Raw genomic sequence first — 13,155 nt, 5'->3', positions numbered from 1 at the left:
GTTTTTTATTGCGCCTTGATCCGGCTTATTCAGGCATGCTGGGCCATGTGTCTGAGAGACGGTAGCCATGAGGAAACGGATCGCTCGGATCAAGCATGAGCTGCGACGTTCCTGTCACCCATGCACGACCGGAAATGATGGGGCTGATGGCGGGTTTGCCGCCGAGTTCCAGCACATGATCGAGCTTGCAATGAAATTCGGTGCCAAGCACGGATTTGCCGATATAGCGCTCGCCCGCCTTCATCTGGCCCTTCGCGTGCAACACGGCCATGCGCGCCGAGCAGCCGGTGCCGGTTGGCGAGCGGTCGAGCTTGGCCGGGCGAATGGCAACTGTGTTTACGCCGGTCAGCACATCACCATCACGTGTCACCGGTTCGGTGATCTGGCAGAAGGAAATATGGTTCCAGTCTTTTTCAGGATGGCGGAAGCCGAGCTGCTCATTGGCGGCCTTGGTGATCTTCACACCGAGTTCAGCCAGTTCGCGCGCCTGCGACGGCTCGATCTTCATGTCGATCTGCGCCGCGTCTATAATGACAAAGCTGTCGCCGCCATAGGCCGTATCGACAATAACGGTGCCAAGTCCTTCAACTTCCAATGATGCATCCAGACGATCGGCGAAGGACGGCACGTTACGGACACTGATGCGCTCGGCCTTGCCGTTGTGGCATTCCGCTTCCACTTCAATGATCCCGCCCGGCGCTTCCAACACCATGCGGGTTACCGGCTCCTGCATCGGGATGATGCCACTATCCAGCAGTACCGTCGAAACGCAGATCGAGTTCGAACCCGACATCGGCGGCGTATCGGCAGGTTCCATGATGATGAAGCCCATTTGCGCACGCGGGTCTTTCGGTGGCACCAGCAGATTGACGTGGCGGAATACACCGCCGCGAGGCTCGTTCAGCACGAAATTGCGCAAGGTTTCGTCACTGGCGATGAAGCGCGATTGTTCCCAGACGGTATCGCCCGGAGGAGGTGTGACACCACCCACGATGACATCGCCGACTTCGCCTTCCGCATGACAGCCGACAATATGGATGACTTTGGTGCTACGCATGACGCCTCCTGGAATTATTGTAATCATTCCTATCGGTTAGGCTACAAGCGTCAATCCTTTATCGGACGGGCAATTGCGCTTTCGCGTCAGAATGAGGATTTCATTCCACATTCTGTCAGGAGGCGAAAAATCCATTTCGAGACGTGTTGCTTCTTTGAGCAAGTCTGATATCCATGATGCTCTAATTTTGTGCAAATCGATGCGCAGCCCGCTTGGCTCCGGATCAGTTTCTGGAACATACACAACGTTCCCGATAGAAATTGAACAACCCGAAAAATGGGGCGTAGTCGCTTTATGAGCGATAGACACCCTTAGCCGGCATGGGACGATCGATGATCGTATTTCCAAGCCTCTTCTCAGATTGACATGGTCTCTGATGTTCCGGGGTGCGGCCTCAAACAAAATGGAGCATCCGGCGGATTGACGGCCCTGGATGCTTCGGGGAGCGGACTATGGACAGGACAATCGATGCGGGTTTTCGCGAACCCCACGAAACCAGCGCGCAGCGTTGGCGCAGGGAGATGGCAGCGGCACTGAAACTTGGCTGGCCGCTGATCTTCACCAATCTTTCGCAAGCTGCGCTGACCGCGACCGACGTCATCTTCATCGGTCGTCTTGGCGCGAATACGCTCGCTTCGGCGCTATTGGCGACGAGCTTTTATCATACGCTGATGATCTTCTCTATGGGGCTCGTCTCGGCTGTGATGCCGATGATCGCCATTGCGCTTGGCAAGAACCGCCATTCGGTGCGCGATGTGCGCCGCACCGTGCGTCAAGGGTTCTGGACTGCGATCATGATCGCGATCCCGGTGTGGATCGTGCTCTGGCATTGCGAGGAGATTTTCCTCTTCCTCGGCCAACGCCCGGATATTGCCGCCCGCTCGACGGATTTCATGCACACGCTGCAATGGGCGCTGCTGCCTTATCTCGGCTATATCGTCCTGCGCTCGTTCTTTGCGGCCATGGAAAAGCCGATGTGGACGCTGCTGATCGCAGCACTTGCCATCGGCTTCAACGCACTTGCGGGCTGGACGCTGATTTTCGGTCACTTCGGTTTCCCGCGCATGGAACTGCACGGTGCTGGCATCGCCACCACAGCGTCAAGCACGATGATGTTCCTCGGACTTGCATTCATCACGCTGCGCCACCACCGTTTCCGCCGGTATCACCTGTTCGGTCGCTTCTGGCGTCCCGACTGGGCACGTTTGCGCGAGCTTTGGCGCATCGGCATTCCGATGGCGCTGACATTCGTATTTGAAACCTCCATCTTCTATGCCGCCGTCGTCATGATGGGCCGGATCAGCCCGACTGCCATGGCCGCTCATGCCGTGGCGATCCAGATTGCATCGCTCAGCTTCATGGTGCCACTCGGTTTCGGGCAGGTTGCAACCGTGCGTGTGGGCAGAGCCTATGGCGCTGGCCATCCCAAGGCGATTGCTTATGCTGGCTGGAGCGCCTATTTCCTCGGCGTCGGGTTCATGGCCGTGATGGGGCTCTTGATGGTCCTCATACCGCGCTTGTTCATTGGCGTGTTCCTGGATCTGCACGATCCGCAAAATCTGCCGGTGATGGAACTGGCAGTGACTTTCCTTGCGCTAGCGGCCCTCTTCCAGATCGTTGATGGCGCGCAGGCCGTCGCTGCGGGCATGTTGCGCGGATTGCGCGATACGCGCGTGCCGATGTTTTTGGCCCTGTTTGGATATTGGGGGGTCGGGTTGCCGCTGGGTGCCTTGCTTGCGTTCAAGTTCGAACTCGGCGGTGTGGGTATATGGCTCGGTCTTGCCGCTGGTCTCGGCATTGTCGCGGTGTTGATGACATTGCGGTGGCGCAGGCACCTTGCCCATATCTCAGCGCATCCAGCCTAACAAAAAAGCCATATGCCCGTCCCGGCGTATGGCTTTTGGATTGTAGCCCGAGACTTACTTTGTCAGTGCCGCAATGCGTTCGAGCGCGGAACCGAAGCCCTTCAGGGAAACCTTGAAGGCGACCGGCTGGCTTGGGCTCAATGCCGTCGTGGTGACATTGATGTTGGTGCCAGCCTTGAGAGCTGCAACCTGCTTGGCATCAAAGCTGACTGGAGCGAGGCAACCTTGCGGCAGGCAGGTGGAGAAGGCCAGATTCGGACCCGCAACATCGTCAATCTTGAGTGCAGCACCCTTGGCGAGATCGAGACCGAACGGCATCAGCAACACGCCTTCGACTTTGCCGCCGGCGACATTGCGCAGTTCTGCGGTAAGAACACGCTGACCGGTTTGCGTGCTGCTCTGGTCTTGTCGCATGACGCAAACGCTTGTTTCCTTCTGGTTTTGACAGGAAACGGTCCAGTCCTGATAGGTCTCCTGGAGGGTGCTTGCTCCGCCGGGCAGGGGAGCCGCTAGCACTGGTGCTCCGGAAATGGCTGCGAGCGTGAATGCAAGACCGATTGCGTGATAGCTTTTCATAAATAGATTCTCTCTGAAATGAATGAGTCTCAGAACCGTATAGTCGGACACAGTGTTCAGGAAAACAGTATGGAGCATAAAATATTCGTGTCTTCAACCATGATTTATATTTTATAGTTTAATTATATAAATATAGGAAAGTATATTATTGGTTGTGCGGGCAGTTTTGTCTTTGGGGCGAGGTTTTGTGCGTGGCCCCTTTTCCTCATGATGTGGGAACTTTAGAGCGTGTTTCGATTCGATTGAAGTAGATTGGCGCGTCTCAACTGTTTGTTTTAACGCGCATCTTGTTCCGAAAACCGTTTCACACTTCTCAGGATACGCTCTAAAGTCGTCGGGTGACAAGTCGGCCCGTTATGCCTGGAGGAGAAGACGTGACGCTGCGTTATCAGATCGTTGCACTGGCGATAGTGCCGCTTATCGTGGCTATTCTGACGGTTACAGCCTTCATCACCTGGCAATCGGCAAATCTCGTACAGAGCAGTATCGCGACTTTCGAGAAGAATATGCTGAAAGCCAAGGAGACCGAACTCCTCAATCTCACCAATCTGGCGCTTTCTTCCATACAGCAGATTTACGACGAGGCTGGTCCCAACGATACCGCAGCCATGGAAAAGGTGCGGGAGATTCTGACTTCGCTGGACTATGGCCGAGATGGCTACTTCTTTGTCTATGATTATGACGGCAACAATGTCGTCCATCCGCGCCAGACGTTTCGGCCGGGTCACAACTGGCTCGATCTCGTCGATTCCGACGGTGATCGGGTCATTGCCAATCTGATTGGCAAGGCGAAGGAAGGCGGAGGGCTGCATCAGTATAAATGGGAAAAACCGTCGAGCGGGGAGATGGCCGACAAACTCTCCTTCGCCGTTGGTCTGGATAAATGGAAGTGGATGCTCGGAACGGGCGTTTATCTTGACGATGTTTATGTGCAGACTGCTGCCGCCAATGCGGACTTCCGTGCCAACATTCGCACGACATTCCTCATCGTCAGCCTGATTGCCGTACCGGCAGTGATGCTCGTCTTCGCGACCTGCATGTTGCTCAACCTGCGAGAGCGGCGCATGGCCGACAACAAGCTGAAGGAACTGGCCCAGCGCATCATCGACACGCAGGAGGAAGAACGGGCACGCCTGGCGCGTGAGCTTCACGACGGTATTTCCCAAAATCTGGTCGGCGTCCGCTATGCCATCGATCTTGCAAGCCGTCAGGTCAGAACGGGCAGCGGGGGCGCGCCCCTTGCAATCGAGAAAGCATCCGATGCCCTCAATGGCGCAATCAAGGAGGTGCGGCGGCTTTCGCATGATCTGCGTCCGCGCATTCTGGATGATCTTGGCCTGACAGTCGCGCTCAAAGCCTTGTGTGAACATTTTTCGGAAAGAACCGGCATTGAAACGCAGTTGGAGGCAAGCGGACTGAATGAAACGTTGAAGCCGGAGGCAAGTACCGCGCTCTATCGTGTCGTGCAGGAAGCGCTCACCAATGTTGAGCGCCATTCCGGTGCCAGCCATGTGGGAATCCGGCTCTGGGGTTCCAACGGCAAGGTTACAATGACAGTGGCCGATGATGGCAATGGTTTCACCGCGCGTGATCTGAAAGATCAGTTGTCGGGGCTTGGCTTGCGCAATATGCAGGAACGCATGGCACATTTCGGCGGCGTGCTCTTGGTTGACACCAGCGCAGATGGTACGCAGCTCACCGCGCGTTTGCCGAAATCGGCAACAGAAGGAAAGCGGGAACCGGAAGTCGCATGACGAACGAATGCAAGATTCGCGTATTGCTCGTGGACAATCATCCGCTGGTGCTGGACGGTCTGCGGGCTGTGCTTGAAACCTATGACGACATCGATATTGCCGGTGCTGCTTCCAATGCACGGATTGCCCTGGAACTGGCGCTTGCCGTCAATCCCGATGTTGTTTTGATGGATATCAATATGCCGCTTCTCAACGGTATCGATGCTATCGAACTGTTCAAGAAGCAATTGCCGGGTACCCGTATTCTCATGCTTTCCATGCATGACAGCCGCGAATATATCTCTACCTCGATCATGCGCGGTGCTTCGGGTTATGTGTTGAAGGACGTGTCCACGACTGAAATCGTTGCTGCCATTCACGCGGTAGCCTCAGGTGGAACATATTTCTCATCCGGCGTTTCGGAAGCGTTGCTCGATAGCGGGGAAAAAAAGTCGGAAGGTTTGTCCGCCCGTGAAAATGACGTGCTGGTGCTGGTGGCTGAAGGTGGAAGCAATCGCGAGATTGCAACAAGGCTCGGTATTTCGGAAGCTACCGTCGAAACCCACCGCAAGAATATCAAGAAGAAACTCGGAATCGCCAGCACAGCCGGTCTTACACGTTACGCCATCGAGAACCGGTTGCGCCTGTCCTCGCAGTAATACCAAAGTCCATTGAATGAAACTCATTGGACTTTGGTTAAGCCCGAGTGGCGATTGAGCTTTTTCAAGGCGTGATGCGTTAAAGCGTGTTGCATCTTACTATATTCAGGGAACACGCTTTAAACTTTTGTTTTCACGCATGTCTTTATCCCAAAACCGGTTCCCACTTTTGGGAGACATGCTTTAGCATCTCAGCGCCTTGGTATAACGGATGTCCAGCATCCTTCCCGATATTTTCTTACCCACAAATGGGTAGGAGTCCGCTTCTTAGAACTTTCGTCCGCTTGCGGCATGGATTCGCCGGTCCTATCATTCGCTCCAAAACCGCTTGAGGAGGCGGAACAGGAGGGGAGGAGCGATGTCAGTTTTGCTGGCGTTGTCGCGCGCTATCGACGCGGCCAATAATTTCATCGGAAAATCCGTATCATGGTTGATATTGGTGGCAGTGCTTATCAGCGCTATCAACGCGACCACGCGCAAGCTGTTCAATGTCAGTTCCAACGCCTGGCTGGAAGCGCAATGGTATCTGTTTTCGGCGGTCTTTCTGATCGCAGCCGGATATACACTGCTGCATAGCGAGCATGTGAAAGTCGATCTTCTCTATAGTCGGTATTCGCGGCGAACCCAGCTTCTCGTCGAGATTTTCGGTACGATCTTCTTTCTCATGCCCTTCTGTCTCATCACAATCTATCTCTCGTGGCCCATCGTGGCGGCCAAGATTGCCAGTGGTGAAATTTCCAACAATACGGGCGGGCTCGTTCTGTGGCCAGTCTGGGTGCTGATCCCGATTGGCTTCGGGCTGCTCGCATTACAGGGCATTTCCGAACTCATCAAGCGCATTGCCATTCTGCAAGGGCGGATACCGGATACGGTTGCTGTTGAAGATGCAGAAGCACAGGCGCTTTGAGGGGAATGGATATGTTTGCTTTTATCGCGGAAAATCTCGCGCCGCTGATGTTTCTGTCGCTGGTGATTGTGTTGTTGCTCGGCTATCCGGTGGCTTTTGCGCTGGCTTTCGTCGGTTTTGCTTTCGGCTTCGTTGGCATCGAAATGGGGCTTCTGCCTGTCAATCTGTTCGGAGCGATACCGGATCGTATCTTCGGGCAGATGTCGAATGAAACATTGCTCGCCATTCCGTTCTTTACGTTCATGGGGCTGATACTGGAACGAAGCGGCATGGCGGAAGATCTGCTCGATACGATCGGGCAGCTTTTCGGCCCTGTGCGTGGTGGGCTGGCCTTTGCCGTTATCATCGTCGGTGCGCTTCTTGCGGCTACCACGGGTGTGGTCGCTGCATCCGTGATCTCCATGGGTTTGATTTCGCTCCCGATCATGTTGCGCTACGGCTATGATCGAAAACTCGCCGCAGGTACGATTGCCGCCTCCGGCACGCTGGCGCAGATCATTCCGCCAAGCCTCGTTCTGATCGTTCTTGCCGATCAGCTCGGCCGTTCGGTGGGCGATATGTACAAGGGTGCGCTGGTTCCCGGCCTCCTGCTGGTTGGATTCTATTGCGCCTTCATAATCGGCATGGCGATCCTGCGACCGGAATCGGTGCCAGCACTGCCGCCGCAGGCCCGCACACTGAAGGGCTGGAAGCTGCTGCAACGCGTTGTGATCTCGCTTGTACCGCCGCTTGTGCTGATCTTCCTTGTTCTGGGTACGATATTCATCGGCCTTGCAACGCCGACGGAAGGCGGCGCGATGGGAGCGGTTGGTGCCCTGCTTCTCGCGATCATCAATCGCCGCCTCAACATGACGATTCTGACATCGGCGCTTTATGCCACGGCGAAACTGTCGTCCTTCGTCATCTTCATTCTGCTCGGCGCACGCGTCTTCTCGCTCACCTTTTATGGCGTCAACGGTCATATCTGGGTCGAGCACCTGATGACGTCCATTCCCGGCGGTGAAGTTGGCTTCCTCATCGTGGCCAACATTCTGGTGTTCTTTCTGGCCTTCTTTCTCGACTATTTCGAGCTTGCCTTCATCATCATCCCGCTTCTGGCGCCGGTGGCTGACAGTCTCGGTATCGATCTGGTCTGGTTCGGCGTCATGCTGGCGGTCAACATGCAGACGTCGTTCATGCATCCGCCATTCGGCTTTTCGCTCTTTTATCTGCGTTCGGTCGCCCCGGCCCGGCCTTACAAGGACAAGGTGACGGGTGCGACAATCCAGCCGGTGACGTCGGGGCAGATCTATATGGGATCGATCCCGTTCCTTTTGATCCAGCTTGTGATGGTTGGCATTATCATTGCCTTCCCCGGTATCGTCACCCACTACAAGAGCGGTCATCCGCAGGCCGACCCGGCATCCATTCAGATCAATGTGCCGATGCCCGATGCGGGCGGTGGAAATCCGTTCGGCGCGACACCCGCACCTTTCGGAGCGCCTTCGCCGTCAACTGAGCCTCTGCCTGCACCTTCCTTCGGTTCACCGCAACCGAGCTTCGGACAGGGCACGGATCAACAGAAAAAACCTGCGCAGTGAGGGGAGAACGAGCATTGCGCAGGTCCGGATAAAACCAGAACAATCTTAGGAGGAGACACATGAAACAGGATTTGAGCCGCCGCACCTTTCTGACAAAGGGCGCCGCAATTGGCGCTGCCGCAGCCACAAGCGGAGCGGCACTTGCAACACCGGCGATCGCGCAGGAATTGCCGACATTGCGTTGGCGCTTGACATCGGGTTTTCCGAACAATCTGGATACCATCTATGGCGGCGCGGTCTTCATGGCCGACGCCGTGTCGAAGATGACAGAAGGCAAGTTTCAGATTCAGGTGTTCCAGGCTGGTGAAATTGTGCCGGGCCCGCAGGCCATCGATGCGGTTCAGGCTAATACAGTCGAAATGGCCCATACATGCGGCTATTATTTTACCGGCAAGAACCCGGCCTTTGCCATTGGCACGGCTATCCCCTTCGGCATGAACACGCGCCTGCAGAATGCCTGGCTCTATCATGGCGGCGGCAACGAACTTTATAATGCCTTCCTCGCCGATTACGGCATCGTCGGCATCGTCGGCGGCAATACCGCTGCTCAGATGGGTGGCTGGTATCGTAAGGAAATCAAGAGCCTTGAGGATCTGAAGGGCTTGAAGATGCGTATCGCCGGCGTTGCAGGCGAGGTCATGTCACGTCTTGGCGTCGTCCCGCAGCAGCTTCCGGGTGGCGACATCTATCCGTCGCTGGAACGTGGCACGATCGATGCTGCCGAATGGGTCGGCCCATATGACGACGAGAAGCTCGGCTTCTACCAGATTGCACCTTATTACTATTACCCGGCTTTCTGGGAAGGCGGGGCTTCCGTACACTTCTTTATCAACAAGCAGCAATATGAAAGTCTGCCGGAGGCGTACAAGGTTGCGCTTAATGCCGCTGCTGAAGCCGCTACCCAGAACATGATTGCGCTTTACGATGTGAAGAACACCGCCGCGATCCGGTCTCTGGTTTCCAAGGGCGTGAAGCTTCAGCCGCTGCCACGCGATGTTCTGGATGCCGCCTACAAGGTCGCTTTCGAACTTTATGCGGAATACAACGAGAAAAATCCGGCCTGGGCGAAAATCTATCCGAGCTGGAAGAAGTTCCGCGACGAGGGCTTCGAATGGTTCCGCGTGGCCGAATATACCTATGACAGCTATGTCTATGCGCAGCAGGCGGCGGGCAAGTAAACCCGCGAGCATATAGCCGTGAGGCAATTTATTGAGCGGGGCCAGTCGGCCCCGTTTGTCTTTATTATATAAGATATAAATAAATAAACTCATATAAATTGCTAGTTTAAATGCATTTGAAAAATATATGGAGTTATATTTTACAATTTTGAAATTGCTATAAAGTAAAGAAGTTTATAATTAGTGCTAAAATTAACACATAAGGTAATTAACTATCTGTAATTCTTAAAATTGGAATTGATGTACTTGGTTTAACTATTCTATGTGGCCTCGTCTGAAAAATTTCCGGAGGCAATGAAATGAAGATCAAGAGCGTGTTGTTCGGCTCGGCTGCGGCGCTGGTTGCGACCACAGGAGCATATGCTGCGGATGCCGTCGTGGCACCCGAACCTGAATCTGTTGAATATGTTCGCGTCTGCGACGCTTATGGTGCTGGATATTTCTACATTCCGGGCACGGAAACCTGCCTTCGTGTTTCCGGTTATGTTCGTTATGACGCCGCTGGCGGCGACAATGTTTACGGTCGCGGCTTCGTTGATCGTGACGGTAGCGTTGATACGAACCGTAAGTCTTGGGACAACAAGGCCCGCTTTACACTGCGCCTTTCTACGGCTTCGGAAACCGAACTTGGTACGCTGAAGACTTTTGCTGAAACGCGTTATGATTGGGGCAATGGTGTTCAGGGAGCGTCCGGTTCGCTGCGTTTTGCCTATATCCAGCTTGGCGGATTGCGTGTTGGTCTTGATGAATCGGCCTTTGTCACCTTCCCGGGTTATTTGGGCGATGTCATCAACGATGACGTGATTCTCGCCGGCGGTTATCGTACGGGCTTGATCAGCTACACGTTTACCGGTGGCAACGGCTTCTCCGCCATTCTGTCGCTCGAACAGGGCAACAATGAAGATACGGATAGCAGCTACGGGTACGATGGCGTCATCAAGGATTATACCCCCCATGTCGTCGGTGGCCTGAAATACGAAGGTGGCTGGGGCAAGATCGCTGGTGTAGCAGCATATGACGCCCGCAATGAAGAATGGGCTGGCAAGGTTCGCGCTGACGTAAACATCACCGATCGTTTCTCGGTCTGGGCAATGGGCGGCTACAAGTCCATGAAGGACCAGTACATCATGCAGACCGATGCCAACGGTCATAACATCGGTCAGGTCCGCGCTATCAGCAGCTTCTACGGTACCTGGGGTGGCGATTGGGCTGTCTGGGGCGGCGCAGCATTCAAGGCTACCGACAAGGCTGTCATTAATGCGCAGGTTGCCTATGATGGTACCAGCACGTTCGCAGCCACTGCCAATGTGGCCTATGAAATGGTTCCGGGCTTTACGGTTACGCCGGAAGTTTCCTACACCAAATGGAGCGACAGCAAGTCCTATCTTAACGGCAAGGATGCCGTTCAGGGTATGGTCCGCTTCCAGCGCTCGTTCTAATGCCGGATGGGAGCCTGACCAAGGGCTCCCGTTTTCGGTTACGATGCTAAAACGACCTGTTCATTTCAGATGAGCTGGTCGTTTTTTGCTTATATTATGATCCCAATTTATAGTTATATGTATTAAAGTAAGTTTTACTTTAAGTTAGAACATATGATTGAGTAAATATTATTTGATGAAATACATTTTGTTTTACATCGGGTACGGAGTGCAATATAAAGTGTAGACCGTTCGATGGCGTAGAAGGACTGCGCTGTTTCAAAATCTGATCTCCAGTCGGAAGAATGGTACGGCGAGCTTCGGCTCGCCGTTTTAATTTTGTCTGCATGCGTCTTCCAGTGTGGACTTATCCGGCGCCTTTTTCTGCGCATTCCATGCCCTTTCCCTTTATCTCTGCGTTCGTCCTGCACTGAAAAGCCGCAGCTTTGATGCTGCCGGGCTGATACATCTCGCAGCATCGCTTCATGGACATGCTCATGAAGATCAGTCTGGCATTGGCTTAGAGCGCGTTTCGATCTGATTCAATCAGATCGAAACGCGCTCTATCTGTTTGTTTTAACGCGCATCTTATCCGAAAATCGTTTCACGCTTTTCGGGATGCGTTCTAATCAAAAAAGAAAAATTTAGAATAAATAATATTACGTATATGTGAATTTTGTTCATGAATTTTAGCTATGGAAACAAAATATTATTATAATGATGCTATCCATCCTAAAGAAAATTATCGTATAATAATTAGTATTAAAGATGTCACAATTGAATAATTACTGCAGTAATACTTATTTCATGTATTGATAGGGGAGGCGTTACGCCGCTAAATAGACTCACACCAGATCAACAGGAGGTGGGTATGAAATTGAAAAGTGCATTATACGGATGTGCAGCGACGTTGATGGGGGCATCAAGCGCTTATGCGGCGGACGCGCCGGAGCCTGAAGCTGTTGAATACGTACGTGTTTGTGACGCTTATGGAGCCGGTTTCTTCTATATTCCGGGTACGGAAACGTGCCTGCGTATTTCGGGCTATGTCCGTTATGATGCTGCTGGCGGCGATAATGTATATGGCCGCGGCTTCTATGATCGCGACGGCGACGCTTTTGCAAATGGTGTAGATGGTGATGATACCTGGCGCAAGCTTGCACGTTTTACATTACGGGTTAGTACGGCTTCGGAAACCGAACTCGGTACTCTCACGACGTTTGCCGAAACGCGCTACGACTGGGCCGACGGCTATGAAGGTGCTTCCGGCTCGCTGCGCTTTGCCTATATCCAGCTTGGCGGCCTGCGCGTCGGGCTTGATGAATCGGCCTTCGTTACCTTTCCAGGCTATCTTGGTAACGTCATCAACGACGACGTGATCCTGGCCGGCGGCTATCGTACGGGTCTCGTGAGCTATACTTTCTCCGGCGGCAATGGCTTCTCGGCAATCCTGTCGTTCGAACAGGGTAACGACGTCGATACGGACTCGGCCTACGGCTATTACGGCACGATTGACGATTACATGCCGCACGTCGTTGGTGGTCTTCGTCTCGCTCAGGGCTGGGGTGCGTTGACTGCCGTTGCAGCATATGACTCGGTTAATGAAGGCTGGGCAGGAAAAGTTCGCGCCGACGTCAATATTACCGATCGGTTCTCGCTTTGGGTGATGGGCGGCTACAAGAACATTGATGACGACTACATTGATGTGGTCAATGACAACAACGCAGTCGTTGGGCAGGTTCGTGCGATCAACAGCTTCTACGGCACCTGGGGTGGCGACTGGGCTGTATGGGGCGGTGCCGCATTCCGTGCCAGCGAAAAGACGACATTCAATGTTCAGGCTGCCTATGACGGGACTTCAACTTTCGCGACAACAGCAAACGTCGCTTACGAAGCAGTCCCTGGTTTCACGATTACTCCTGAAGTTTCCTATACAAAATGGAGCAACGAGAAATCGATTTTGGATGGTCAGGACGCATGGCAGGGAATGGTACGCTTTCAGCGTTCTTTCTAAGACTAAGCTGGAAGCACGATGTGCTTGATATTTTGATGAAACGTATTCCGGTTTGATGAGTACGTAAAAATATTGCATTTCGAGAAGGCTATCGCGTCATTATAGTTTTAGGAATTCTGTTTTGAAGGGGTAGTCATCTCGAATGGCGACTAGACTGAATATTGATTT

General features: G+C 53.5%; 10 protein-coding genes. 8 read left to right on the top strand and 2 right to left on the bottom strand.

From position 1 onward, the window contains the following. Nucleotides 1-25: 25 nt before the first annotated feature. The gene (locus FIB18_RS07675) at nucleotides 26-1,057 is read right to left on the bottom strand and encodes a trans-3-hydroxy-L-proline dehydratase (RefSeq protein WP_140020134.1); all 1,032 of its coding nucleotides are present in this window, start codon (nucleotides 1,055-1,057) and stop codon (nucleotides 26-28) included. A gap of 452 nt (nucleotides 1,058-1,509) precedes the next feature. Here FIB18_RS07675 and FIB18_RS07670 point away from each other — a divergent pair, with 452 nt between their 5' ends. Continuing rightward, nucleotides 1,510-2,922: an MATE family efflux transporter gene (locus tag FIB18_RS07670; RefSeq protein ID WP_140020133.1), complete on the top strand. Its 1,413-nt coding sequence runs from the start codon at nucleotides 1,510-1,512 to the stop codon at nucleotides 2,920-2,922. Nucleotides 2,923-2,976: 54 nt separating this feature from the next. On the opposite strand, the gene FIB18_RS07665 is transcribed toward FIB18_RS07670, so the two are convergent. Then, nucleotides 2,977-3,498 (bottom strand): invasion associated locus B family protein, encoded by a 522-nt coding sequence (locus FIB18_RS07665; RefSeq protein ID WP_140020132.1) that lies wholly within the window; start codon nucleotides 3,496-3,498, stop codon nucleotides 2,977-2,979. Nucleotides 3,499-3,872: 374 nt separating this feature from the next. Between FIB18_RS07665 and mctS the strand changes: the two genes are divergently transcribed. The 7 genes from mctS (at nucleotide 3,873) to FIB18_RS07630 (ending at nucleotide 12,987) form a co-directional block, all read left to right on the top strand. Then, nucleotides 3,873-5,252 carry a two-component system sensor histidine kinase MctS gene (gene mctS / locus FIB18_RS07660; RefSeq protein WP_140020131.1) on the top strand — a complete coding sequence of 460 codons (1,380 nt, stop codon included), beginning with the start codon at nucleotides 3,873-3,875 and terminating at the stop codon, nucleotides 5,250-5,252. Then, nucleotides 5,249-5,890 carry a two-component system response regulator MctR gene (mctR, locus tag FIB18_RS07655; RefSeq protein ID WP_140020130.1) on the top strand — a complete coding sequence of 214 codons (642 nt, stop codon included), beginning with the start codon at nucleotides 5,249-5,251 and terminating at the stop codon, nucleotides 5,888-5,890. Before mctS ends, mctR begins: the two co-directional genes overlap by 4 nt. Before the next feature lie 358 nt (nucleotides 5,891-6,248). Beyond that, nucleotides 6,249-6,797, top strand: coding sequence for a TRAP transporter small permease subunit (locus tag FIB18_RS07650; RefSeq protein WP_140020129.1), 549 nt, complete (start codon nucleotides 6,249-6,251; stop codon nucleotides 6,795-6,797). Nucleotides 6,798-6,808: 11 nt separating this feature from the next. Next, complete coding sequence (locus FIB18_RS07645) at nucleotides 6,809-8,377, top strand: TRAP transporter large permease (protein WP_140020128.1); 1,569 nt, start codon at nucleotides 6,809-6,811, stop codon at nucleotides 8,375-8,377. A gap of 59 nt (nucleotides 8,378-8,436) precedes the next feature. Beyond that, nucleotides 8,437-9,555 (top strand): TRAP transporter substrate-binding protein, encoded by a 1,119-nt coding sequence (locus FIB18_RS07640; protein WP_140020127.1) that lies wholly within the window; start codon nucleotides 8,437-8,439, stop codon nucleotides 9,553-9,555. Between the two features lie 299 nt (nucleotides 9,556-9,854). After that, on the top strand, nucleotides 9,855-10,994 hold the full coding sequence (locus FIB18_RS07635) for a porin (RefSeq protein ID WP_140020126.1): 1,140 nt from the start codon (nucleotides 9,855-9,857) through the stop codon (nucleotides 10,992-10,994). 850 nt (nucleotides 10,995-11,844) lie between these two features. Further along, nucleotides 11,845-12,987 (top strand): porin, encoded by a 1,143-nt coding sequence (locus FIB18_RS07630; protein WP_140020125.1) that lies wholly within the window; start codon nucleotides 11,845-11,847, stop codon nucleotides 12,985-12,987. Nucleotides 12,988-13,155: the final 168 nt, after the last annotated feature.

It is taken from the genome of Brucella pecoris (genome assembly GCF_006376675.1).
GTDB classification, from domain to species: Bacteria; Pseudomonadota; Alphaproteobacteria; order Rhizobiales; family Rhizobiaceae; genus Brucella; species Brucella pecoris.
Note: the sequence above shows the minus strand (reverse complement) of the source record. Positions and strands in the feature narration are given on the sequence as shown.